Origin of the sequence: Sorangium sp. So ce1335, assembly GCF_051521615.1 — a bacterium.
Taxonomy (GTDB): domain Bacteria; phylum Myxococcota_A; class Polyangia; order Polyangiales; family Polyangiaceae; genus Sorangium.
On record NZ_CP150363.1, the window covers coordinates 10,723,830 to 10,749,962 of the forward strand.

At 73.5% G+C, this 26,133-nt stretch carries 13 protein-coding genes; 5 read left to right on the top strand and 8 right to left on the bottom strand.

What is annotated here, in order from left to right:
* Position 1: 1 nt before the first annotated feature.
* The 8 genes from WMF24_RS40160 to WMF24_RS40195 form a co-directional block, all read right to left on the bottom strand.
* Positions 2-3,064, bottom strand: coding sequence for a response regulator (locus WMF24_RS40160; RefSeq protein WP_437732750.1), 3,063 nt, complete (start codon positions 3,062-3,064; stop codon positions 2-4).
* Between the two features lie 265 nt (positions 3,065-3,329).
* Positions 3,330-4,223: a hypothetical protein gene (locus WMF24_RS40165; RefSeq protein ID WP_437732751.1), complete on the bottom strand. Its 894-nt coding sequence runs from the start codon at positions 4,221-4,223 to the stop codon at positions 3,330-3,332.
* A 56-nt stretch (positions 4,224-4,279) separates the two neighbouring features.
* A complete protein-coding gene (locus WMF24_RS40170) occupies positions 4,280-5,017 on the bottom strand; it encodes a hypothetical protein (RefSeq protein WP_437732752.1) in 738 nt (245 codons plus the stop codon).
* A gap of 390 nt (positions 5,018-5,407) precedes the next feature.
* Positions 5,408-6,268, bottom strand: a complete 861-nt coding sequence (locus tag WMF24_RS40175; RefSeq protein WP_437732753.1) for a sugar ABC transporter permease — start codon at positions 6,266-6,268, stop codon at positions 5,408-5,410.
* The gene (locus WMF24_RS40180) at positions 6,265-8,553 is read right to left on the bottom strand and encodes an extracellular solute-binding protein (protein WP_437732754.1); all 2,289 of its coding nucleotides are present in this window, start codon (positions 8,551-8,553) and stop codon (positions 6,265-6,267) included. The genes WMF24_RS40175 and WMF24_RS40180 overlap by 4 nt, the downstream gene beginning before the upstream one ends.
* 8 nt (positions 8,554-8,561) lie before the next feature.
* Positions 8,562-9,641 (bottom strand): ABC transporter ATP-binding protein, encoded by a 1,080-nt coding sequence (locus tag WMF24_RS40185; RefSeq protein ID WP_437732755.1) that lies wholly within the window; start codon positions 9,639-9,641, stop codon positions 8,562-8,564.
* 37 nt (positions 9,642-9,678) lie between these two features.
* Entirely contained in the window at positions 9,679-11,709 is a 2,031-nt protein-coding gene (locus WMF24_RS40190; protein WP_437732756.1) for an alpha-amylase family glycosyl hydrolase, read from the bottom strand.
* A gap of 4 nt (positions 11,710-11,713) precedes the next feature.
* Positions 11,714-13,159 (bottom strand): carbohydrate porin, encoded by a 1,446-nt coding sequence (locus tag WMF24_RS40195; RefSeq protein WP_437732757.1) that lies wholly within the window; start codon positions 13,157-13,159, stop codon positions 11,714-11,716.
* A 555-nt stretch (positions 13,160-13,714) separates the two neighbouring features.
* On the opposite strand from WMF24_RS40195, the gene WMF24_RS40200 reads away from it, so the two are divergent.
* The 5 genes from WMF24_RS40200 to WMF24_RS40220 all read left to right on the top strand — a co-directional run bounded on the left by WMF24_RS40200 (position 13,715) and on the right by WMF24_RS40220 (position 25,973).
* Positions 13,715-17,245, top strand: coding sequence for an AAA-like domain-containing protein (locus WMF24_RS40200; RefSeq protein WP_437732758.1), 3,531 nt, complete (start codon positions 13,715-13,717; stop codon positions 17,243-17,245).
* 218 nt (positions 17,246-17,463) lie between these two features.
* Complete coding sequence (locus tag WMF24_RS40205; protein WP_437732759.1) at positions 17,464-21,003, top strand: protein kinase domain-containing protein; 3,540 nt, start codon at positions 17,464-17,466, stop codon at positions 21,001-21,003.
* A complete protein-coding gene (locus WMF24_RS40210) occupies positions 21,000-24,218 on the top strand; it encodes a hypothetical protein (RefSeq protein ID WP_437732760.1) in 3,219 nt (1,072 codons plus the stop codon). Before WMF24_RS40205 ends, WMF24_RS40210 begins: the two co-directional genes overlap by 4 nt.
* The gene (locus tag WMF24_RS40215) at positions 24,218-24,850 is read left to right on the top strand and encodes a hypothetical protein (RefSeq protein WP_437732761.1); all 633 of its coding nucleotides are present in this window, start codon (positions 24,218-24,220) and stop codon (positions 24,848-24,850) included. Before WMF24_RS40210 ends, WMF24_RS40215 begins: the two co-directional genes overlap by 1 nt.
* 175 nt (positions 24,851-25,025) lie before the next feature.
* A complete protein-coding gene (locus tag WMF24_RS40220; RefSeq protein WP_437732762.1) occupies positions 25,026-25,973 on the top strand; it encodes a hypothetical protein in 948 nt (315 codons plus the stop codon).
* The last annotated feature ends 160 nt before the right edge of the window (positions 25,974-26,133 follow it).

The window sequence follows — 26,133 nt, forward strand, 5'->3', positions numbered from 1 at the left end:
GTCACCTCGTTTTATCAGAGCACGGTTCGCCCTGCACCGGCGACGCAGCGTCCGCCGGCGAGCCCTCGCGCATGAACGCGGCGAGCTCGGGGATCAATCGCTCGATCTGCGCGCGCAGCGCGAACTGCGCCTCGGCCAGGCTCCCGAGCTCGTTCGCGCGCGCCATCTTCTCCAGCGCGAACGCCGCCTCGAACGCGGCCCGCGCGCCGAAGCTGTCGACCCCGCCCTTCAGGCTGTGCGCGGCCCGCTGGAGCTTGCGGGCGTCGCCGGCGGTCACCGCCTCGTCGATCTCGGCCATCCAGCGGGGACACTCCTCCAGGAAGACCTCGGCGAGTTCGCGAAGGAGGTCGGCGTCGCCGCCGGTCCGCTCCAGCGCCCGGGTCCTGTCGAACATCGGCCGGCTCGTGATCGACGACGGCGAGCTGGTCAGCCGCTCCGAGCGGGTGCTCGGCGGCCCGTTGTCGAGCGACGCCGAGGGCACCGACGGGTACGAGCTCGGCGCGCCGAGCGACAGGCTCGCCGGGTCCTCGATCTCGAGCGACGAGGGCCCGGCGGCGAGCCGGTCGATCATGTCATAGAGCTCCTCGACCTGGACCGGCTTCGACACGTAGCCGTCGAAGCCCGCCCGCAGGCAGCGTTCGCGGTCGCCCTTCATCGCGTAGGCGGTCACGACGATGAGCGGCATGTGCCCGCCCTCGCGCCGCTCGCGCGCCCGGACGGCCCGCGCGGCCTGGAGGCCATCCATCTCGGGCATCTCCACGTCGAGCAGCGCCACGTCGTACTGGCCTGTGGCGATCTTCTCGACAGCGAGCCGGCCGTTCTCGACGATGTGCACGTGGTGGCCCTGCCGCTCCAGCCAGCGGCGCATCAGCTTCTGGTTGATCGCGTTGTCCTCGGCGACGAGCACGCGCAGGCCCCGGACGCGCGGCCCGGGCAGGGCGCGGCGCACGTCGATCGACCGGAGCGCGCTCCGCGTCGGGATGCCGAAGGCGTGGAACACGGCCTCCTGGAGGTGCGACGGCTTCACGGGCTTCGTGACCATCGCGAGGACGCCGAGGTCGCGGCAGCGCGCGGCGTCCGCCTGCGCGCTCGTCGAGCTCAGCATCATGATGGTGCGGCCCTTCAGGATCTCGCGGCGGCGGCAGTGCTCGACGACGGCGAAGCCGTCGACCTTCGGCATGCGGGCGTCGACGATCGCGAGGCCGAACGAGGAGCTCTGCCCGACCGCGTTGCCCCCCGGCTTGCCCCAGGGCAGCGCCCACATGCCCGAGTCCTCCGAGAGCGCCGCGATCGCCGCGGCGCCCGAGTCGACGGGGACCGCCTTCATCCCCCAGCCCTCGATCGTCTCCGTCAGGATGCGCCGCGTCGTCGCGTTGTCGTCGGCGATGAGCACCCGCGTGCCCAGGAGATCCCGGGGGAGCTGCGGCCGGCGCGACCGGGCGGCGCCGTCGAGCGCCCGGAGCTGGAGCGTGAAGTGGAAGGTGCTGCCCTTGCCGACCTCGCTCTCGATCCAGATCTTGCCGCCCATCATCTCGACGAGCCGGGCGCAGATCGTCAGCCCGAGCCCCGTGCCGCCGTACTTGCGGGTGGTCGACCCGTCCGCCTGCGCGAACGCGTCGAAGACGAGCCGCTGCTTGTCGGGGGCGATGCCGATGCCCGTGTCGATGACGCGCACGTGGAGCACGACGACGTCGCCGAGCGCCTCGCCGGAGCAGAGGTCGGCCGAGCTCGGGCGGTCGGCGCCGTCGGGCGCGACGGGCGCGCGCGAGCCGACCTCGGCGCGGACGAGGATCTCGCCGGCGTCGGTGAACTTCACCGCGTTGCTCACGAGGTTCACGAGGACCTGGCGCAGGCGCAGCGGATCGCCGACGAGCGCCTCGGGCACGTCGGGGGCGACGTCGTAGGCGAGCTCGAGGCGCTTCTCGTGGGCGCGCAGCGCGAGCGTCTTCACGGCGTCGCCGATGATCTCGCTCGGGTCGAAGACGACGGGCTCGATCTCGAGCTTTCCCGCCTCGATCTTCGAGAAATCGAGGACGTCGTTGATGATGGCGAGGAGCGCGTCGGCCGAGATCTTGACCATCTCGAGGTACTCGCGCTGCTCCTGGGTCAGCTCGGTCTGGAGCGCGAGCGACGTCATGCCGATGATGCCGTTCATCGGGGTGCGGATCTCGTGGCTCACGCTGGCGAGGAACTCGCTCTTGGCGCGGCTCGCCGCCTCGGCGGCCTCCTTGGCCTGCTGGAGCTCGGCCTCGACCGCCTGGCGCTGCATGAGCAGGGCGCGCAGGCTCGCCGAGTGCTCGCGCTCGTTCTCGAGCGAGGCCTCGCCCATGGCGTCGGCGCGCCGCTTGGCGATGCTCGCCATCACCGCCATGGCGGGCGTCGTGACGGCGAAGACGATGACCCGGAGCAGGTTCTCCGCCGTGTAGTGGAACGGCATCCCGTCTTCGGAGAAGTAGATGGCGAAGTAGCCGCACGAGATGAGCGACGTGACGATGCCGCTCCACAGGCCGCCGCTGAAGGCCGCGAAGACGATGATCATCGACAGGATCGCGGGCGGGTTCGGGATGTTCCAGTCGAACGCGGCCTCGAGCGTGGCGACAGCGCCGATGACGAGCAGCGCGAGCAGGGGCCCGAGCAGCGGCAGCCAGCGCTTCTCCCAGGACGGCCGGCTGAGGCGCGGCTGCGGCGCGGACGGGGCCGGCAGGAAGGTGCCGCGCGCGTCGCCGTCGAGCGAGGGGCGGGGCTCGCCGTTCAGCGAGAGGCGGGGCTCGCCGTTCAGCGAGAGGCGGGGCTCGCCGTTCAGCGAGAGGCGGGGCTCGCCGTTCAGCGAGAGGCGGGGCTCGCCGTTCAGCGAGAGGCGGGGCTCGCCGTTCAGCGAGAGGCGGGGCTCGCCGTTCAGCGAGAGGCGGCCGTCGCCGCCGGGCGGGGCGCGGGGCTCGCCGTTCGGCGAGGGGCGGCCGTCGCCTCCGGGCGAGAGGCGGGCGTCACCCCCCGACGGGGGGCGGGGCTCCGCGCTGCTGGTCCCCGGCGCGGCGGCTGGCTGGAGAGCCTCGGCCTTCGGCATCGCTCCATGGAGATAGCGGGGTCGCGATCGGGCGTCCATGGCCGTGACGGCGCGGAGCCGCCGATGGGCGCCGCGCGGGGCCCGGCGGAGCTGGCTGCGCGGCGCCCTCCGCGCCGTACGGGTTCGGCGCAGACGGTCCCGCCTGCGATACCGACGGACCAGCCCGGCGAACCGGCTCGCCGGCATCCGCGCGCCAGCGGAGCGGCGCGCGACGCCACGGCTGCTGTCGAGTCACCGTGATCGACTCAGATCACGGCGGAGGCGATCAGAAGCGCCAGACGAGCCCGCGCGGCTGGAGCTCCGGGGCGATCTGCGCGCGGGCGCCGGGCGTCGAGAACTCATACGTCGTCTCGCTGGCGGCGCCGAGGAGATAGCCGGAGACCCCGAGCGCGGCGCCCGCCCCCACGATGCCGAGGCCCACGAGCTTTGCGCCATGGTAGCTCTCGTCCCGATCCTCGTTGATATACGCGTGGACCATGACCAGGCCGCCCCCCACCGCCGCGATCCATGCCGCGTAGATCATCATCCGGCCGACGCTGTGCCGGAAGGCGCTCCCCGGGTACACCTTGATGGACACGTCCCCGCTGCGGTCGAACATCTGGAATCCGGAGGAGGGCACTATCCCTTTGCCCCCGAAGAAGAACTCCTCGCCGTCCCGTGCATCGATGATCGCATCGCAAGGTGTCCTGCACACGACGTCGGCCAGGGTCGACCTCGTTGTCGAGCCGCCCTGAGTCACGGTCCTCTTCCCCGACACGACCATCAGCTGCACCTGCGGCTCGTCCGTCTCGATGTGCAAGCGGACGACGCCGGGCGTACCCCGCGGGCGGACGGGATCTCCCGGGTTCGCTGCCGGCGCGCTCGCGCCGCGCTTCACGCGATCGATCTCGGGCCACGCCACCGCGCGCTCCTCGCCGGTGCCGGCGAGGACCATCACGACCGGCCGCTCGGGGTGCACATCGACGAGGGTCCCCCGCAGCATGCCACCGTTCTTCAGGAGGATCTCGTCCTCACGTCCGCTCACCCGCGCCGCGGGAGCGAGCTCCGGGCTCTGAGCGCGCGCCGCCAGCGGCGCCACGGCCAGGATCCCGGCTGCGACCTGCGCGACGCGCCGTCGACGGATCACGGAGGTACCACGACGGAGCAACCCAGCGTTCATCTCGTCCACCCTCCTTGCCCTTGGCAGGCTCGGGACCTCCGCCACAAGGCGTCCGGTCAAAACCGCCACAGCAGGCCGCTCGGACCAGCCTGCGGGCCAGGGGCCCGCTGAGCCGGGCGTGGCGGCGCGAGCTCGTACGTGGTGCGGCCGAACACGCGCAAGAAGATGCCTGTCGCCAGGACCGATACACCGATGACGTTGAGCGCCAGCGATCCTGCCTTGGCCTCGTCGCTGGCATCGTACTTGAACGCAGCGAACGCGGCCGAGGCTCCTCCGAGCGCAGCGATCCCCCCCAGGATCATCATCGGTCCGGCGAGTCGATATTGCCAGATGCTCCCCGACTCGACGTGGATCGTCACGTCGCCTCTCGCGTCCAGCAGCGTGAACTCGGAGGAGTCGGGCATGTCCTTGCCGGAGAAGTAGAAGGCCTCACCCCGGCGGCCATCCACGACCTCATCGCACGGAGCCCTGCAGACGACCTCGACGCGCCTCGTGACATGGTAGCTCCGGACCTCGGTGCCCAGGAGCCTCACCAACTTGACCTGCGGATCGTCGGTGTCGATGTGGATCCGGGCGATCCCGGGGATGCCGGGGTGCGGCTCGGCGGGAGCGCCGGGCGCGCGCGGCGGCGCCGGTCGTCCGGGCGGGGGAGCTTCGCCTCGCTCGACATGATCGACCTCGGCCCAGGCGATCGTTCGCGCCGTCCCCTGCTCCGGGTCGAGCAGCACGACGCGCTCGTCGGGCTCGACGGCGATGAGGCGACCGCGCACGACATCGCCGTTCTTGAGGAACACGGCGTCCTGTCCGCGCGGCGCTGTGGGTGTTTGCGCTCGCGCGACCCGAGCAGCTCCGAGGAGCAGCCCTGCCAGGACGAGAGCCCTCACGCGCACGCTTCCCATGCGACGACTATCCAGCGAGCGCCGAGCTGCGCGGAATACCACCAAGGTGGTATCCACGTACCCGCGCGGCGGCCGGCGGCGCGCATGCAGCTGGCGAACGGCGGCCATCGCGGAGCGACGGTACGCGCCGCCGTCGCGCTGCGGCCGCGCAGAGCAGGCGCGATTCACGCGAGCCTTCACGCGAGGACTCGCGCACGACGTGAGCCTCGCCAGCGCGCGCGCGTCAGGGAGCGCAGCCTGCCTGCTCGAAGCACAGGGCCGGAGGCGGACCGCGCCGCCTCCGCGTCACCCCTTCACCCCGCCCGTGGTCAGCCCCGCCACGAGGTGCCGCTGCACAAGGTAGAACGCCCCCATCACCGGCAGCGACACGAGCAGCGCCCCCGCCGCGAACCGCTCCCACTGCGCGTCGTACTCGCCGATGTACCGCTGCAGCACGACCGGCAGCGTGAACATCTCCTCCTTGCCGAGCAGCGTCGCCGCGAGGATGAACTCGTTGTACGCCGTCATGATCGCGAACAGCGCCGTCACCGCGATCGCCGGCCGCGCCGCCGGGAGCACCACCCGCAGGAAGGCCTCGAACCGCGTCGCCCCGTCGACCATCGCCGCCTCCTCCAGGTCGACCGGGATCGCCTCGAACGCCGCCCGGAGCTGGAAGATCGAGAACGGCACCGCCGTCGACGCGTAGCAGAGCACGAGCCCCGTCCGCGAGTTGAGCAGGCCCAGCGCGTCGAGCAGGAGATAGAGCGGGATCGCGCTCGCCACCGTGGGGAACATCTGCGTCGCGAGCAACGCGCGCACGCCGCGCTGCTTGCCGATGAACTGGAAGCGCGCCAGCGCGTACGCCGCCGGCACCGCGATGCTCACGCCGACGGCCGCCGTCGCGAGCGCCACGACGATCGAGTTCGCGAGCTGGCGGGGGAAGAGCCATATCTCCTCGCCGCCGACCTTCTGCCGCGTCGTGACGACCGCCTCGAGGTGCTCGAGCGTCGGCTGGTTCGGGATCGGCAGCACCTCCGGCACCGGCGGGCGCGCGCCGGAGAAGGCGATCGAGATGACCCAGAGCACCGGGTACAGCGCGAACGCGACCGCCGCGAGCAGCGCGATGTGCACAGCGACCGACTCGACCGGAGAGGGCTTGCGCGTCATACGGCCTCCGTCGCCGCCACCGGGGCGGGCGCCGACCCGTCGGCGGCCCCGCCGCCCTGCGGGATGTACGACCCCGGCGTCCGCCGCCGCCACCGCCAGTCGCGCGTGGCGAGCGTGAGCAGCAGGAAGATGAGCACCGAGTACGCCGCGGCGTAGCCGTACTGGGCCTCCCGGGTGAACGCCCACCGGTACGCCTCGGACACGAGGATGTCCGTCGTGCCGTCCGGATCGCCGCCGGACACGAGGAACACCACGTTGAACATGTTGAACGTCCAGATGGCGCCCAGCGTCACCGCCGGCGCGAGCACAGGGCGGATCAGCGGCAGCGTGATGGTCCAGAGGCGCTGCCAGCGCGTGGCGCCGTCGACCTCGGCGGCCTCGAGCACGTCCTCGGGCACGGCGGTGAGCGCGCCGAGCGTGACGACCATCATGAACGGGAAGCCGAGCCAGACGTTCGTCGCCACGTTGGCCGTGAACGCCGTCGTGAAGCTCGAGAACCAGGCGATGGGCTCGATGCTCGTGCCGAAGGCGGAGTTCACCGCCTCGATGAGGCCGGTCACGGCGCCGAACTGCCGGTGGAACATGCCCTTCCAGGACAGCGCGGTCACGTAGCTCGGCACCGCCCACGGCACGATGAGCAGCACCCGGTAGGCCGCGCGCAGGCGCAGCGTCGGCCTGTGCAGGAGCAGCGCCAGCGAGACGCCGAGGACGACGTGGAAGAAGAGGTTCACCGCCGTCCAGAGCACGGTCACCGCGAGCACGAGGTAGAACGAGCCGCTCGCGAAGAGCGGCCCGCCGCGCGCCGTGAGGATGCTGACGAAGTTGGCGAGGCCGACGTACCGGAGGCTCTCGCCGCTGCCGGCGAACAGCGACGTGGCCGCGCCGATGACGAGCGGCACCATCACGAGCACGCCGATCGCGACGACCGCGTGCGCGACGTACCTGTAGGCGTAGGCCGAGCGCGCGAGCGCGCGCCGGAGCGTCGGGCGCGTCGGGCCGGAAACCGCGCGCTTCGCGGCGAGGACCCACCGGAGCACGAGGGCGAGCGCGAGCGCGCCGAGCCCGAGGAGCAGCGGCGCCGGCGAGGCGGGCGGCGGGAGCGGCCGGCGCACGTCGTCGAAGCGGCGCTTCGCCTCGGAGAGCGCGACCTCGGGGGGCGCGTCGCCCCGCAGCACCTTGCGGATCGCGCGCGCCGCCGGCTCCCACGTCGACCGCATGGCCGGCGAGGTCGGCATCGGGATCGCCACCTTGGCCTGCTCGGTGAACGCCGCGATGAACGCGTCGTCGGCCGGCACCGGCACGTCGCTCCGCACCGGCGGCGTGCGCGCGACCTCGAGGCGCGTGGCCGCCGCCGCGGCCCCGGCGATGTGGCGCGCGAGCGCCCGCGCCTCGGCGCGCCCGGCGCCCTGGGGCGAGAGCATCACCGCCTCGACGGTCATGAACGGCCGCATCGGCTGGCCCGTCTCGCGCACCTTCGGTAGCGGCACGACGCGCGAGCGCCGCTTCGCCTCGTCCTTGAGGCCGCCGACGAACCACGGCCCGCTCATCACGAACGCCGCGCGGCCGGTGTTGTAGAGATCGGTCACCAGCGCGCCGTTCGCGTCCTCCGGGACGATCCGCCGATCGATCAGCGAGCGGACGAGCTCGAGCGAGCGCTCCGGCCCCGGGCCGACGAAGCCGAACTGGTCGTCCTCGTCCAGCATCGCGCCGCCGAACGCGGCGAGGATCGGCATGTGCGCGTACGCGTTCGACGCCTCGTACGCGAGCGGATACACGCCCTCGGGCAAGGCCCCGGCGAGCGCCGCGATGTCCTCCAGATAGACCGGAGGCTCGCGGACGAGCGCGGTGTTCATGTAGAGCGCCATGCACTTCTGGCTGATCGGCAGGCCGAAGATCTGGCCCTCCTGCCGCACCGCCGCGAGCGCCGGCTCCTGGAACACCGCCTCGCCGCCCGGCTCGAGCGCGTCGCCCACCGGCGCGACGAGCTTGCGCGCGCGGTAGTCGCCGAGCCGCTCGTGCGCGTCGATGAACAGGTCGGGCCCCTCGCCCATCGGGATCGCCGCCTGGAGCTTCGAGGCGTAGGCGTCGAACGGCAGCGCGAGGAGCTCGACCTCCTCGCCCTTGAAGGCCGCGACGATGGCGCCGAGCGCCTTCGCCTCGTCGTCGCGGTAGGCGTGCCAGAGCCGGAGCGGCGCCGCGGCCGCGAGCGCCGGCGGGAGGAGGAGCAGCAGCGCGACGAGCGCGGCGGCCGGGAGCGCGGGCGGGGAGCGGCGGCGGCCTGGCATGGATCGCCTCACGCTTCCCGGAGGGTCAGCCCCGTGTCCGTGTCGAAGAGGTGCACCTTCTGGAGCGCGATCTTCACGGTGTCCCCCTTCACGACGCGCGCCGACGGGTCGAGGCGCGCGACGAACGGCGCCCCCGCGACGGTGCCGTGAGCGTACGACTCGGCCCCGAGCGCCTCGACGATCGCCACCTGGAACCGCGCGCCCTCGTCGGCCGAGGTGAGGTCCACCTCGTGCGGGCGCACGCCGACGGTCACCCGCCGGCCGGACGAGACGGCGCCCGGGAACTCGGCGGCGTCGACCTCGATCGCGAGGTCCCCCTGGGCCGCGAACCAACGGCCGCCGCGGCTCTCCATGCGCGCCTCGAAGAAGTTCATGGCCGGGCTGCCGAGGAAGCTCGCGACGAACTGGGTGCGCGGCCGGGCGAACACCTCGAGCGGCGGCCCGGACTGCTCGACGACGCCCTTGTTGAGCACGAAGATCTCGTCGGCGAGCGTCATCGCCTCGACCTGGTCGTGGGTGACGTAGACGCTCGTCGCGCCGAGCCGGTCGTGGAGCTTGCGGATGTCGACCCGCACCTGCGCGCGCAGGGCGGCGTCGAGGTTCGAGAGCGGCTCGTCGAAGAGGAAGAGCTGCGCCCGCCGCACGATGGCCCGGCCCATCGCGACGCGCTGCCGCTGGCCGCCGGACAGCGCGCGGGGGTACCGGTCGAGCAGCGGACCGAGGCCGAGCATCTCCGAGGCCTCCTTCACGCGCGCCTCGATCTCGGCGGGCGGCGTCTTCCGGAGCTTCAGGCCGAAGGCGAGGTTGTCGCGCACGGTGAGGTGCGGGTAGAGGGCGTACGACTGGAACACCATCGCGATGTCGCGATCGCGCGGCTCCAGCCGCGTGACGTCGCGTTCGCCGAGCGCGATCGTTCCCTCGTCGGCCTCCTCGAGGCCGGCCAGCAGCCGGAGCAACGTCGACTTGCCGCAGCCGCTCGGGCCGACGAGCACGGCGAACGAGCCGTCGGGCACGTCGACGGAGACGCCGCGCAGCACGTGGGTCTGGCCGAATCGCTTGTTGAGTCCGCGCACCTTGACAGAAGCCATGTTCAAGACTCTCGGGGGGGCAGGAGTGCTGGGAGGATCAAAGACCCTGGACGACCTGATCTTCCGGGATGAGCAGCGCGCCGCTCACCGGAGGCAGCTTGACCGTGAGGGCGCCGCTCGCGCCCACGGTGTATGTCTTCTTCTCGGGCGAGAGCACGTCGACGAGCACCGTCCCCGGCTCGAGCTCCGTTGTCATCGCCGCCCCGCCGAAGCTCGTCGCGCTGTGCTTCTTCGGGTGGGTGTTGAGCACGACGAGCGCGTAATCGCCGCCCGCCTCGCCCCGCTCGAAGGCGAAGATGCCGGCGTCCTCGTCCGAGCCGCCCGTCCGGTCCGTCGACCATCGCACCGTCTGCTCGCCCACCGTGAGCGCCCGGTACCCCCTGCGCAGCCCCGTGAGCCGCTTGATCCACTGGAACAGCGGGTGCTCGGTGTCATAGCCGCTGATCCAGAGCGGCTCGCGGTTCGCCGGGTCGTTGCCGCCGCTGAAGCCCTGCTCCGTGCCGTAATAGAGGCACGGGATGCCGTCCTCCGTGAAGAGGAACAGGAGCGCGTTCCTGAGCGCCGCCTCGGGGTCGGCCTTGAACGGCGAGACGCCCGCGCCGTCGTAGAGGAAGCGGGGGACATCGTGGTTGTCGAGGAAGTTGACGAGCGTCTTCGTCGGCGGCAGGCCCGTGCCGTTCGCGTTCGGCTCCGTGCCGTAGTGGCTCTCCCGCGCGGCCCAGAGATCCTCGATCCGCCGCGTGCCGAGCGCGTCGCGGAAGACGTCGCGGAAGGCCTGGTAGTACTGGGAGAAGTAGACGACGCCGTCGACCATGTCGCCGGTGATCGGCGCCTCGCCCGGGCAGCCCCCCTCCTCCTCGCTGCTGTTCTCGCGATCGAGGTCGCCGCCGAGCGCCTCGTCGTGCGGGTGGGCGGGGACCACCTGCTTCGTGAAGCTGCCGATCAGCTCGTCCCTGCCGTCGAACGCCTCGCCGAACATGAAGAAGTTCGTCTTGCCCCGCTCCTTGAGCCGGAGGCGCACGTTCTGCGTGAAGTAGCGCCAGAACTCGTGCTCGACGTGCTTCAGCGTGTCGATGCGGAACCCGTCGACGTCGGTGAGCTCGACCCAGCGCACGAAGATGTCGACCATCGCCCGCTTCACGTCGCAGCGGCTCGTGTCGATGTCCTTGAGCCCGCCCGGGAAATCCCCGTGCACGAGCTGGTCGACGTCGTCGAAATTGAAGACGCGCCCCTTGCGGTTGTAGACCTCGGGGTCCTGGAAGAGCTCGGGCAGCGGCGGGAGGTGGTTCGTCGCGGGCTCGTAGCGGAAGACGATGGGCGCAGGGCCGGACTCGCCGAGCGACGTCCGCGCCTGGACGCCGCGGGGGTCGAAGTCGGGGTCGTACTCGCTCATGCGCTCGAGCGGCGATTGCCCCGGCCTGCCGCTGCCGTACACGGACTCGTCCGGCTGCCCGTTCTGGTTGATGTCGTAATAGAAGAGCTGGCCGACGTGGTTCGTCACCACGTCGAGGATCACCTTCATCCCGCGGCCGTGGGCCGACGCGACGAGCCGCCGCAGCGACGCGAGGTCGCCGAAATGCGGGTTCAGCGCGGTGAAGTCCTGCGTCCAGTAGCCGTGGTATCCGTCGAAGCCGGCGTCGGTGTCGACGTTCTTGACGATCGGCGAGATCCAGAGCGCGGTGACGCCGAGCTCCTCGAGGTAGGGCAGCCGGTCCTCCAGCCCCTTCCAGTCGCCGCCGTGCCACCGGCCGAGCGACGAGGACACCCGCATGTTGTTGCCCGGGTCGCCGTCGGCGAAGCGGTCTATCAGCACCTGATAGATGATCTCTTCCCGCCAGTCGCTCACGTGCGCCTTGAGCGCGGCCTGCTGCGCGACGCCCTCGTCGAACGACATGCACCCCGCCACAGAGAGCGCGACCGCGGCCGCGCAGGCCGCCCGGACCAGCGGGGCGGCCGCGGAGGCCACCGCGCGCCCCGTTCGCCAGAGCGCCGTCCGCCGCGAGAGCGCGCCCGCGCGCGCCGTCCGCCGGAGAGAGTGCCTCGATCGCTGCCGGAACATCGTGATCATCACCTCAGCTCGGGGTGTTGAACCACCACTCCGCCCCGAGACCGAAGAAGTGCTCTGTCTCGCGGAGGCCGAACACATCATCCTCCGGATAAAGCCCGCGCGCACCCGCGTCGCGCAGCGTGAGCGCCCAGATGAGGCGGACGACCGGGCGGCTCAGGTCCCCGCGGCCGGCGGGCGTGATGAACGGGGAGACGCCGAAGCGCACGAGGCTCGCGGCGTGCGGCGCCTCGGGCGCGGCGAGCGAGCCGGGCGGCTCTCCCGGGGTCGAGAACACGCCCCGCTGCTGCGCCTGATACGAGGCCTCCACCGCCAGCCCGCCGAGCTCACCGAAGAAGACGTGCGGGCGGGCCATCACGATCCCCTCGTCCACGTCGTGGAGATCGAGCTCGGGGCTCGCGTCGCGGAAGCTCCGCAGGTAGCCGGCGACCATGACCCCGAAGGGGCCGCGCTCCCAGTTGCCCCCGAGCGCCACGACGAGCTCGTGCGCGCCCGAGGTCGTCCCGTCGGCCGCGAGCTGCGCCGGGGCCGCGAGCTCGCCGTACGCCGCGAGCCCGCGCGCGTACCGGACGAAGAGGTTCACGTGCGTATCGCGCTCGCCGGCATACGCGCCTATCTCGGCGCCGAGCACATAGCCGCTGTCCGCCGGGAGCCGCTCGTACACGTTCGGCTCGGTCTGCCGCTGTCCGCGCGCCAGCGTGTGGAGCTCGCCGTAGGCGACCCCCTTGAGCCCGGCGCGCCCCGCGAGCGGGACCACGTGGGCCGCCCGCGCGCTGCCGATGAACTTCTGGCGCGACAGCACCTCGACCGACGCGGCGCCCACCTGGTTGAACGGCATCGGCCGATCGACCGACTGGGTGAAGAACAGCCCCTGCGGCCTCGAGAGGCCCGCCTGGAGCGCCGCGCTCGTCCGTTCGTCGAAGGCGTACTGGACCCCGCCGCCGAGCGTGTTGAGGTTGTCGAGCGGCCACCAGTCGAGCAGGTAGATGTCGTCTCCCCGGTACATGCGGGAGCCGGCCCAGAGCGACAGCCCTTTCACGCCGACATCGCTCACCTGGAGATAGAGGTTGCGCAGCGCGATCGAGGCGTCGAAGACGCCGTCGTGATGGAAGATCGGGTGAGTGAGGGCGAGGGTCGTCACGACGCCGGTGGAGGCGCCGGTCTTCTGCCAGTGATCGTCGCGGCGGAGCGTGAGCTCGACATAGCTCGACTCGTCGAGGCGCGAGCCGTGAGCGACGATATCGGCGTCGCGCCCGGGGCGCCCGCGCAGATCGCTCGCGGCGACCACGCGGCCATAGGAGCCGAAGGAGAACCCGTCTTGCCTGGATTGCGCGACGGGCGGCGGCGTGGCCGCCGCGGGCGCATCCGGATCGGGCCGCCCGCGCGACGACGTCGCCGCGGCCTCGCCGGGCAGCTCCGGGCGGACCGCCGCCGGCTGCTGCGGCGTCGCCACGGGCGGCGCGGCTGGCGGAGGAGCCGCCTCTGCCGGAGACGGCGGCGATAACGGGGACTCTGCGGCAGGAGCCTGCTGCGTATCGGGAGAAGCCGTAGGCTCGGCAGGAGCCTGCTGCGTATCGGGAGAAGCCGTAGTATCGGCAGGATTCTGCTGAGCCGCAGAGCGCAATGCACTGCCCAGCAGCGACACGGCCGCCAGCGCGGCCACGACGCGATGTCTCCCCACCCTCAACGGCCCTCGCACGGCGCGAACGCTACACCAGCCTCCGTCGCGCGGTCCACGATTTCTGCATGAGGCAAGTGGGTTTCGGCGCGCGCCGCGACGGGCGCAGTCGCCCTCGCCTCCCGCCGCGCAGCGCGCTGCGCGCCGCCAGAATACCGCCGCGCGCCGCCTGGTTGAGCCGCTCGCGTGAGCCATGGCCCACCCTGTCGGCGTTCGACATGATTGCGACTCCATCGCGCCGTCGCGAGGACTTTGGTTTCACCGGGGACGCTTACGTCCCTGGATGCCATTCCGTTGACGGTCCCGGCGCAGCATGGCACCGTCAGATTCGTGACGATCTCGGCGCCTCCCGACCTCGATCAGGCGAAGGCCAGCGCCGGAGATCACAAGCGCCGCTTCGAGGCGGGCGGGACCGTGGGAGACGGCGCCATCTATATCGAGCGCTCCGCGGACACGGAGCTCTTCGAGGCGCTGCGGGAGGGGGAGCTCTGCCACGTGCTCTCGACCCGGCAGATCGGGAAATCCAGCCTGCGACTGCGGGTCTCCAGGCGGCTGCGCGCCGAGCAGATGGAGTGCGCCAGCGTCGATCTCGAGGCGCTCGGCGCCGAGTCGACAACGCCGGTGGGCTGGTATCTCGGGATCGCGTCGGAGATCGCCGAGCAGCTCGGGCTGGAGCCGCCGGACGAGTTCTGGGACATGCACTGGCACCTCGGGCCGGTGCATTGCTGGTTGCGCTGGCTCGAGGACGTCGTGCTCGTGGAGATCTCGTCCTCGATCGTCCTGTTCATCGACGAGATCGACGCCACGCTGTCTCTGCCGTTCTCGCGGGACGACTTCTTCGCGGTGATCCGGTCGTTCGTGAACCGGCGGGCCGAGCGCCCGGCCAACGCCCGGCTGACCTTCTGCCTTCTCGGGGTGGCGGCGCCGTGGGAGCTCGTCGCCGATCCGGCCCGGACGCCGTTCACCATGGGCCGCGCCATCCGGCTCGACGATTTCACCCGCGCCGAGGCGCGCGGGTTCCGCGCGGGGCTCGAGGGGCTCGTCGCCGACCCCGACGCGCTGCTCGACGCGATCCACGCGTGGACGTCGGGGCACCCCTACATGACCCAGCGGCTCTGCGCGGATCTCGTCGGGGAGCGGCGCGGGCTCGGCGTCGACGAGGCCGTGCAGCGGCGGTTCCTCGGCCACGGCCGGACCGAGGACCCGGTCCTTCGCCACGCGGAGCGGTGCCTGGAGGCGCAGGGGGCGCACCGCGCGCAGGCGCCGAAGCTCCTCCGGCTGTACGAGCAGCTCCTCGACGGCGTCCCGGTCCCCGCCGACGGCAAGGACCCGGTCCAGCTCCTGCTGCGGCTCTCGGGGCTCGCCGCGGAGCGGCCCGGGCCCGGGGGCGCGCCGCACCTGACCGTGCGCAACCGCATCGTCGGCGCGGTCTTCGACCGGGCGTGGGTCGCGTCGCGCGAGGCGGAGCGGGCCGTCACGGGGCCGCTGCTGCGCTGGCTCGCGAACGGGCGGAAGGACGATTTCCTCGTCGTCGGCGCGGCGCTGGCCGAGCTCACGTCGTGGTGCGACGGGCGGGCGGACCTCTCGGCCGAGGAGCGGGCGTTCCTCGCCGCCTGCGCCCGGGCCGAGGACCAGAAGCGGTCGATGCGGCGGCTCCTCACCGTGCTCGCCGTCGCCGTCACGCTGCTCGGCAGCCTGATCCTCGTGCTCCTCTGGCAGATGGGGAAGGAGGAGCAGGCGCTGGTCCGCGCGCAGCAGGACGCGGGCGAGAAGGACGCGCGGCGGCTCGCGGCCCAGGCGGCGAAGGAGCTGGCCGAGGGCCGGCTGCAGCGCGCGCGCCTGCTCGCCGTGGAGGCGGGCCTCGCCGCCAGGGCGAGCGGCCGCCCCGCGGCCCCGACGGTCGTGCAGGCGCTCGGCGACACGGTCTGGGGCCCCGCTGTCGGCCAGGAGGTGCTCGCCGGCCACGGCGGCGCCGTCCACGACGCGGCCTTCAGCCCGGACGGCAGCTCCGTCGCCACCGCCTCGGCGGACGGGATCGCGCGCATCTTTCGCCTCGGCGGGCGCGACGAGCCGCTCGTCCTGAGCGGCCACGACCTCGCCGTCGTCGCGGTCGCCTACAGCCGCGACGGGAGCCGCCTCGCGACCGCCTCGACCGACGGCACGGTGCGCCTGTGGCGCGCCGACGGCCACGCGGAGGGCACGCTCAGCACGCCGGCCACCGCGCCGGCCAGCGTGGCCTTCAGCCCCGACGGCGGCCGCGTCGTCGCGGGGACGACGAGCGGGGCGATCTACGTGTGGCGCCCTGGCATGGGGGACGAGCCGCCGCTCGTCGTCAACCTGGGCGAGCGGCTCATCCGGCGCGCGGTCTTCAACCACGACGGCACGCGGATCCTCGCCACGGCGATGAGCGGGACGGTCCACGTGGTCCGCGCCGACGGGCACGGCGCCCCCGCGGTGCTGGCCACGCACGTACACGGGGTCGAGGGCGCCGACGCCAGCCCGGTCGACGACCGCATCGTCCTCGCGGTGGGCGACGGCACCGCGCGCGTCCTCACCGCCGGCCAGCCCGCGCCCGTCGTGCTGCACGGGCACCTGGGCCCGGTGCGCAGCGCCGCCTTCAGCGCCGACGGCACCGCGGTCGTCACGGCCTCCGCGGACGGGACCGCCCGCGTCTTCCGCGCCGACGGCAAGGGCACGCCCATGGCCCTCCACGGCCACGAGGGGTTCGTGAACAGCGCCGCCTTCAGCCGCGACGGGCGGAGCGTCGTCACCGCGTCCGACGACGGGACCGCGCGGGTCTGGCGCCTCGACGCGCGGGGCGAGCCGCTGCTCCTGCACGGCCACACCGGGCCGCTGACAGGCATCGCCGTCAGCCCGGATGGGAGCAAGATCGCCACCGCCGGGACGGACAGGACGGCGCGCATCTTCCGCGCCGACGGCTCGGGCGAGCCCGTCGTGCTGCGGGGGCACAAGGAGCACCTGCTGAGCATCGACTTCAGCCCCAATGGAAATCGCCTTGTCACCGGCTCGACCGACAGGACCGCGCGGGTCTGGCGCACCGACGGCAAGGGCGAGCCCGTCGTGCTCGGCGAGCACGACGACCGGGTCGTCGGCGTCGCCTTCAGCCCGGACGGCGCCCGCATCGTCACGACCTCCTGGAACGGCATCCTTCGCGTGTTCGAGAGCGGCGTTCCGGGCGAGCCCGTCGTGCTCCGCGACGAGCGGGCGGGGCTCATCCGCGCGGCATTCAGCCCGGACGGCAAGGAGATCGTGGCGACCTCGGGGCCGAACGTGAAGGTGTGGCCTGCGGACGGCCGCGGGGCCCCGCGCGTCATCCCGTCGGGGCACGAGGACCGCGCGATCGCCGCGCTGGCGGTGAGCCCGGACGGCCAGCACATCGCGATCGCGGCGCTCGACGACGGCGTGCGGCTCCTCCGCGCCGATGGCCAGGGACAGCCCTTCGTCCTGAACGGCCTGGGCACCACGGTGCGGACGGTGGCGTTCAGCAGCGACAGCGCGCGCGTCGTCGCCGTGTCGAGCGACGGCATCGCGCGGGTGTTCCCGATCGACGGGCAGGGCGAGGCGCTCACCCTCCGCGCCGAGGGCGTGACGCTGACCGACGCCGTGTTCACCCCGGACGCGACGCGCGTCGTGACGGCAGGGAACGACGGCGCGGCGCGCGTCTTCTCGATCGCGGCCGACCCGTTGATGGCCCGCGCGTGCGCCTACGTGGGGCGCAACTTCACGCGCGAGGAGTGGGCGCAGCTCATGCCCGACATGGCCTACCGCATCACCTGCCCCGAGTGGCCGGGCGCCCCCGAGCAGGACGCCGGCGCGGCGCCGCGGCCGAACGTGCGCTGACGCCGCAGCGGCGGCGCGCATCGGCGGCTGTTCCTTCTCGGCACCACGCGTGAGCCACGCGCGCCTTCACGTCGCCACACGGAGCGCTTCTCCCACCTTTCTTCCGTGAGGGCGGACGACCTTGTCTTGGTTCGCGCTTCACGGGGAACCATGTATGCTCGCCCTGGCCTGTTCGCCCTCTGCCGCGCACGGCGGGGCCCTCGTTCGCCGCCCGTTGTATGGCCCCGCTCGATCCGCACGCCGAGGAGCCGAACCTCGTGGACACAGCCGCCGCGCGGATCGGGACAGCCCTGAACGCCAAGTGGCGGCTCGACGATCTGCTCGGGGTGGGCGGCATGGGCGCCGTGTTCGCGGCGACCCACCGCCGCGGCACGCGCGCCGCGGTGAAGGTCCTCCACATCGAGTTCGCCCGGAACGCAGATCTGCGCGACCGCTTCCTGCGCGAGGGAAAGATCGCGAACCGGGTCGATCACCCCGCGCGCGTCGCCGTGCTCGAGGACGACCTCAGCGACCGTGGGGAGCCGTTCCTCGTGATGGAGCTGCTCGCCGGCACGACGCTCCAGCGGCTCGCGAGCAGCGCCGGCGGCACCCTCCCGCTCTCGCAGGTGCTGCCCGTCTTCGACGTCGTGCTCGACCTGCTCGAGAAGTGCCACTCGATCGGCATCGTCCACCGCGACATCAAGCCGGCGAACATCTTCGTCACGAGCGCCGGCCACGTGAAGGTCCTCGATTTCGGCATCGCCCGGATGCGCGACCCCGATCGGCAGGCGACGCGCGCGGGGCTCACGTTCGGCACCCCGGCGTTCATGTCGCCCGAGCAGGCGATGGGCGTGTCGGGCATCGACGGCCGCTCCGATCTCTGGTCGGTCGGCGCCAGCCTGTTCACCCTGCTGTCGGGCAAGCGGCTCAACCGCGGCCGGAGCGAGTCCGAGTCGTACTTCCTCGCGGCGACGCAGACCGCGCCGTCGATCGCGACCGAGGTCCCCGACCTGCCCGTCGAGATCGTGGCGTTCGTCGACAAGGCGCTCGCCTTCGAGCGCGGGAGCCGCTTCCAGAGCGCCGCCGCGATGCGCGCCGAGCTCCGCCGGCTGAGCGCCGCGTACGCCGCCGGCCAGCTCACGCCGTCGCGCGAGAGGAAGGCGCCGCGCGTGCTCGTCCGCGGCAACGACGCGATCGACGAGGACCAGGAGCCGCCGTCGGTCGCGCAGGTCGAGCAGACGTGCCAGCGGCTCGTCGGCGTGTGGAAGCAGCTCGCGCTCGTGCTGAGCAACATCCGCCAGTACGGGTGGAACCACCCGCACGTGAACAAGGGCATCCACTTCGCGTTCGACGAGATCACGCGCACGCTCGCCCAGAACCCGCTCGGCGTCCGCTGGGAGATCACCCCGAGCGCGTTCACCTCGGGCGGCCAGCCGATCTGGCAGCCCGACAGGCCCCCGTTCGACCGCATCCCCTACCAGCTCTTCGCCGACGGCGTCCGGAAGATCCAGATCAAGGCCGGCGTCACCGAGGCCGAGCTCCGCGACTTCGCGGCCATCCTGCTCCGCGACCAGAGCTTCGGCATCGGCGAGGACGACGACGCTGTGACGGCGCTCTGGGATCGCCGCTTCGAGCACATCGCCTACATGGCGATCGACCAGTTCGCCGAGGGCGACGTCGATCCGGGGGAGTTCGAGGAGGAGTGCCGCGAGATCGCGGCCGGCGCGCGCGCCCTCGCGCAGATCGAGAGCCTCTGGGACGAGAGCTCGCTCGCGGGCCGGGCCCTGCAGCGGAACGTCGAGGCCGCGCTCGCGGAGACGGGGGCGGCGGCCTCGGCGCTCGCCATCGACCCGCTGACCCGGAGCACCCTCGGCGCCCAGATCGCGCTGCCGGCGGAGCAGTGGAGCGAGCGCTACATGGAGGCGTTCGTCGACGGCTACGTCGATGCCGTGCGGCACGGCGACGTCGACCGGCTGACCACGGCGCTCACCGCGTGGACCGCCGACCAGATCGTCCTTCACAGCTACGAGCTCGCGTTCGAGGTGCAGACGATGCTCCGGCGCGCGTTCGCCGCGCGGCTCGACGGCCTGCAGCGCGGCGCGCAGGGCGCGCAGAGCAGGCCGGGCGCCGCGGCGCCGCCGATCTCGCTGCGGTCGGTCGACCGGGCGCTCGCGCAGGCGATGTTCCCTGTCGAGGCGCTGCGCGCGATCCTCGACGACCTCGCGACGGCCCACCCGGAGGAGGCGGCCGGCGCGGTCGCCGCGGCGCCGGCCGGCGCCGCGGCCCAGGCCGGCGCGGGGCGCAGCATGGCGCCGCTGGATCCGGCGATCGTCGACGGGCTGGCCCACGCGCTCGACGCGCTCGAGGACGGCGCGCTCTTCGGCGCGGCCTGCCAGTGCTACGGCGCCGTGCAGTCCGAGCGCCTGCGCGAGGTCCTCTTCGCCTACCTGCGGCGGTGGGCGCCCGGCCGGGAGGCCGAGCTCGGGGACCTGCTCTCGCGCGCCCCGGCGCCGCTCGCCCTGACGCTCCTCCAGCTCCTCGCGCAGCTCAGGACCCCCGAGGCGCTCGCCGCGCTGGAGGCCGGCTTCGCGAGCCCGCACGTCGAGGTGCGCATCAGCGCGCTCGCCGAGCTCCCGGACGCCGCGGGCAGCGAGGGCGCGACCGGCGCCGGCGCCGCGGCCGAGCGCGTCCGCGAGGAGCTCCAGAAGCTGCTCGACGACCCCGCGCCGCCGGTGCGCCGCGAGGCCCTGCGCCTCATCGGCAAGCTCGGCGTCATGGCCGCCGGGCCGACGCTCGTGCGGCGGATCGTCGCGCCCTCGTTCCACGACCTGCCGGCGGCGGAGCGCCGCCAGTGGCTCGAGACCGTCGCGCAGCTGAACCCCGCGCGGGCCGAGAAGCTCGCCATCGAGCTGCTCGAGAAGCGCCAGCTCATCCCGTCCGAGGCGATCGAGCAGACGCGCGAGCTCGCCGCGCACTTCCTCTGCCAGGCGCGGAGCTACGAGGCGCTGCGCGCGGTGAAGGAGGCGACGAAGCCGCGCTGGTGGAACACCCCGCCGGTGCGCGACGCGGCCGCCCGCGCCGCCGTGGCGATCGCCGCGCGCCTCGTCGCGCCGACCCGCCCGAGCGATCGCCCGCCGGTCGCGTCGCTGTCTCCGTCGTTCCCCGACGCGAGCTCGCCGCCTTCCCGCGCGGCGCGCTCGTACTCGCCCGTCTCGGTCCGGCGCATGGGCCCTGCGAGCGGACCGCTCAGCCTGCCCGACCAGCTCGAGCCGTGGAGCACCCCGCGCCCGAGCTCGGTGGGCCCTCACTCGGTCGGCCCCCACGGCGGCCCGGTCGGCCCCCACGGCGGTTCGCTCGGCCAGCACGGCGGTTCGCTCGGCCAGCACGGCGGTTCGCTCGGCCAGCACGGCGGCCCGGTCGGGCCCCACGGCGGCGACGCAGGTCGGCCTGCCTATCGGTCGCCGATGGTGTCGCCGGTGCCCGGCTCGGTCGGCGCCGCCTCCGCGCCGCCCAACTCGGTGCCGTTCAGCCGGCGTCTGCCGCCGCCCTCCGCGGCCTCGGCGTCCACCCCGACCGCCGCGCCGCCGCCGTCGATGCCGCGCCCGGCCTCGCCGCCGATGTCCCCTGCCCCGCCCTCCGGCGCGCCGTACAGCGTGCGGCAAGGCCCCGCGTCGCTCCCGCTCGGCGCGCAGGGCCGACAGCCGATCGATCCGGCGCCCGGGAGCGCCGTGCCGTCGACGAAGCCCGCGCCGTCGCCCAGGGGCGGGAGGAAGCCGTGAGCGAGGAGAAGGCGAACCTCCACGAGATCACCGGCGACACGGCGATCTCGGGCGTGAAGGCCGACGTGCGGCGCCGCGCCGCGCTCGGCCTCGTGCAGATGATCTACCGGCTCGCGAAGGCGTGCCTGCTGCACAGCGACTCGAACCAGGCGGTGCTGTCGCTCGTCCCGTCGGCGATCGACAGCATCGTCGAGTACTGCGAGCTCTCGGGGAGCGAGGCCGCGACGCTCGTGTTCGCGGGCAACACCCTCTTCCTCAACGGCCAGATGCTCCGCGCCTCGCGGGACACGTACGAGGTCGCCCTCGAGCTCGGCAGCTTCTTCGAGGCGTGCGACGTCTCCGAGCTCGTGCTCGAGAAGACGGTCCGCCGCGCCGAGCTCGCCGCCTTCGCCCGGCTCCTCGCCGACGCGCAGCGCGACCGCAGCATCGCCGCGCGGCTGCTCCAGTCGAACCTGCGCGGCGTCCGCGTCCGCAAGCTCACGAACCCGTTCCCCGCCGGCGCCATCGAGGGCGACGGCACCCGCATCGGCCGCATCAGCCGCACCTACGCGGCGGCGATCCTCGTGATGCGCTCCTTCTACGCGGCCCTGCGCTCGTCGGAGCCGGCGCTGCCGCAGCGGGTGAAGCGCGTCGCGCAGAAGCTCGTCGCCGCGGCCGAGGAGGACGCGCGCCTGCTGCTCGCGGTGGCCGCGGGCAAGGTCGCCGACCCGGACGAGGCGGGGCTCAGCGTCTCGACGGCGATCGTCGCGCTGGGCATCGCCCGCCAGCTCACGACCGACCGGCGGATGCTCGGGGGCCTCGTCACCGCGGCGCTCCTCTACGACGTGAGCCGGCTGCGGCTCACCGGCGCGCTCGCGGGCCCGGCCCGCGGCGGCGATCCGGCCGCGCGCCCGCTGCTCGAGCGCGGCCTGAGCGACGACGAGAAGGAGCGGCTGCCCGCGAGCGCGGCCGTCGTGCTGACGGCGCTCGGCAAGCTCCACGCGCCGTCGCTCACGCGCACGGTGATCGCCTACGAGGCGCTCGGGCTGCGGCCGGGCGGCCGGCCGGGCCTGCTCTACGGCGGCCGGCGCAGCCCCACGGTGCTCGCGCGGATCCTCGCGGCGGCCCGCCAGTTCACGGAGCTGCGGGCGGCGCCGTTCCCGGCGATCGACGCCGTCTCGAGCGGCGCCTCGTCGCTCGACGCCGTGCTCCAGCGGATGCTCGCGGGCGCCGAGAGCGCGACCGACAGGGCGATCGGCAAGCTGCTCGTCGGCGCGCTCGGCATCATCCCGACGGGGACGTTCGTCCAGCTCAGCACGGGCGAGCTCGGCGTCGTGCTCTCGACGCCATCGTCGCCCGCGCACTTCGCGCAGCCGCCGGTGCGCGTCCTCTTCGACGAGCAGGGCCACCTGCTCGCGGCGCCCTTCGACGTGGATCTCGCGCACCGGGCGCCTGGCGCGGAGCCGTGCTTCATCGTGCGTCCGGTCGAGGTGGAGCCGCACCACGAGCGCGCGATCCGCGCCGCGTTCGGCTTCCGCTCCGGCAGGGGTGCGGGCGTCGAGCCGCGCGCGACGGCCGCCGCGCCGGTCCTCTTCGGCGACGAGGTCCCCCCGACCGAGCCCGGCGACACGCTCGCGCCGCGCGCGATCCGCGCCGCGGAGGAGAGCGCGCGCGGCGCCCCGTCGCGCAAGGAGGCCGCGTGGCTCGGCCGGCCGCTCGCCGGCTCCGCGCACGCCGCGCCGCCGCCGGTCAGCGTGCAGCCGCGGCAGCCCGCGCCGGCGGATCGCCCCCCGCCGGTGGAGCGGGGTCGCAACGAGAACCTCATCTCGACGCAGCCGCCCCCGTCGGCGGCGGCGGCGCGCGCGGCGGTCGCGGTGCCGCCGCCGCCGCGGCTGCCGCGGGACTCGCGGCCGTTCGGGCAGGTCCCGTCGACGAGGTACGCCGTACCCCCGGCCGAGCAGGCGCGCCCCTCGTCGCGGCGGATCGAGCGCCGGGACGACGTGCCCTCGCGGGATCCGGGCGTGGGCCAGCTCCCGACGATCGGCCCGCCGGCGGCGTTCCCGGCGTCGCGGAGGTCGGGGGACGCGCGGCTCGCCCCGCCGACGCGCCGGTCGGATTCCCGAGCCGATCCGGAGAGCTGGGACTGGGACGACGAGCTGCCGACGATCGATCCCCCGCCCCCTCCGCCGCCGCCGACGTCGCGGAGCCCCTCCTTTGCCCCCGAGCGTCCCCCCAGCAACGCGCCGGACCGGGCCCCGAGCTACGCGCCGGACCGGGCCCCGAGCTACGCGCCGGACCGGGCCCCGAGCTACGCGCCGGACCGGGCCCCGAGCTACGCGCCGGACCGGGCCCCGAGCTACGCGCCGGACCGGGCCCCGAGCTACGCGCCCGATCGCACCTCCAGCCCCAGCTTCGCGCCCCACACGCTGGATCGCACCTCGAGCTCCGGGCTCGCGCCGGGCCACACGCCGGACCGCGGCTCCAGCGCCAGCATCACGCCCGGGCGAGGCTTCGGCCACGCGCTCGACCGCGGCTCCAGCTCCGGTGTCACCCCCGGGCGAGGCCTCGGCCACGCGCCGGACCGCGGCTCCAGCTCCGGCATCACGCCCGGGCGAGGCTTCGGTCACGCGCCCGACCGCGGCTCCAGCTCCGGCATCACGCCCGGGCGAGGCTTCGGCCACGCGCCCGATCGCGGCTCCAGCTCCGGCATCGCGCCCGGCCCCCCGCCGGACCGTCCCACGACCCCCAGCTTCGCGCCCGGGCGAGGTTTCGGCCACGCGCAGGACCGCACGCTCAACCATGTACCGGAGGCTGTCGCGACCGAGCGGAACGCGTCGCGGGGGTTCTCGAGCGCCGGGACCGCGATGAGCCTGGAGGAAGCGGACCTGACCTGGACCGACGAGCTGCCGACGCTCGACCCGCCGCCGCCGCCGAGCACGGAGGAGCTGGAGCGCGATCGCCTGCTCGCGGCCTACCTGGCGGAGCGCACGCCGTTCCCCGAGGACGCTCTGCACGAACCGAGCGCGGCGTCCGACGACTCGCCGGGGCTGACCGAGGCCGACGTCCGGTGGCGCGGCTCGCCGTCCCAGCACGCGGCGCCCGACTCGCGCGCGACGCCGCCGATGAGCTCCAGCCCCTTCGGCGCCTCGCGGCGCCCGCCGCGCGCGCCCATCCCCCGGGAGGAGCCGGAGGAGGACGCGATCCACCGGCCGGCGTCGGAGAGGCGGGATCGCTGATGTCCTGGTCTTGCCTCTCGGGGGCACCGCGGCGCGTCGGGCTCGCGCTCGTCGCGCTGCTGCTCGCGGCGCCTGCGTGCAGCGACGACGAGGAGCCTCCCCCGCCTGTCGAGCACGCGTGCGCGCTCGGGTACCTCGGCGAGGAGGGCGCGGACATCCAGATGGAGGTCGTCGCGCTCGACTCGAGCGACGCCGCGCGCCCGGTGAGCGACGGCGACGGGGTCGACATCATCATGCCGCCGCAGGGCGGGCGGGTGATCTTCCTTGGCGTCCGCGCGACGAACCTGAGCGCGTGCGCCGTCCAGCTCTCCGGTTCGCTCCGAGACCCCGAGTCCGGTCGGGTCATGTCCGAGTCGAGGACGGTCAACCTGAAGCCGACCGGCGACGGCTGGGGCGCGAGCGTCGACGCCGACATCTCGACGTTCGCGAACGTTGGAGTCTGTCCGAACAACTGGTCCGGCCGGAACCTCTTCGATGAGGACTACGAGATCGTCGTCCAGGTGAAGGACCGGGAGGGCCGGACGGCGAAGCAGGTGAGGCAGGTCCGGCCGGCGTGCAACGAGCCCGAGTTCGAGGTCGAGTGCCGCTGCATCTGCAAGCACGGATACATCCTCGGCGAGGCGTGCGGGTAGGCCGCCGCTTCGCGCCCAGCGCTGGATGGGGTGTTTCGAGGAATCGACGCGACGACACCTCGATTCGACATCGATTCCGAGACGCGCTGGCCTGCCAGCACGTAATCGCCGGAGCCGCCCCGATGCACGGTAGACAAGCTGGTTCCCGTGAATGCGCTCTGCTACTGCGCCGCGCGTGGGGCAGCCGGATCAGTTCGCCAAGCGCACCTTCGCTGACGAGACGGCGTGGATCACCGGCGGTGCCGTCGCGTGGCAGGATCCGCCGGAGATCGGCCTGGTGAAGGTGCAGGGCGACGGGCTCTTGCTCGTTCGCCACCCCGACCGCGTTGTCGCGCTGCCCGCCCCGTGGCCGGAGGCCCGGATGCACGAGGAGATCCTTGTCGAGCTGAAGATGCCCGGCGATCACCTCGACTTCCCGGCGGTGGAGCGCGCGCTGCTCCGGCGACAGGCCAGGCAGGTGCAGCGGGCGGAACGGGCGGAAGACACGGAGAACGGCGCGCGTGCGTGGTTGGGCCAGGAGCCTCTCTGGCTCGTCGCGCCGCACGTGCCCGACTGGCTGAGAGCGCAGCGCGCGCTCGTCGCGATCGGGACGGCCTGTTACCGCGTGGAGCCGTCGTCCTTTCCCTTCCTGTGGATCGCGGCGAACGATCTGCCGCTGCGAGACGAGCTCGTGCCGTTCCTGGTGGCGCGCTCGGGACGGGCGCTCGACGAGTTTGCCCGATGGGTCGCGCCGCGAAGGCCGCTCGCATGGGTGCTCGGCATGATAAGGTTCACAGCGATGTCGGCGACCGTCCGCGAGGAGCTGCTGTGGTGGGTTGGCAAGGGCGAGGACCCGGAGGTCAAGGCGCGGGAGCGCGAGATCCTTCAGGCGCTGCTCGGCGCGAACCCGGACGTGCAGCAGAAGCTCGTCGAGAAGGGGATCGAGAAAGGGATCGAGAAGGGGATCGAGAAAGGCCGCGTCGCCGAGGCCCGCACCGCGCTGCGGAGGGTCCTCGCGCAGCGGCAGCTCGCGCTGACGCCCGAGGAGGACGCGCGCATCGAGGGCTGCGCCGAGCTCGACGTGCTGGAACGATGGATCGAGCGCGCCGTCACCGCCGGGACGGCGGCCGACGCGTTGACCTGATCGCGGGCTGCCCTGCCGGGAGACACCTCGCGTCCCCGGCCCCGGGCCGGCCCTCGTACCCCGCCGCCAGCGCCGCACGGCTCAGGGCCGCGAAGGGCGATCCGCAGCGGCCGCCACGGGCCGGCGCGCCTGCCGCGGGGCGCCTCGGCCGGGCCGCCGG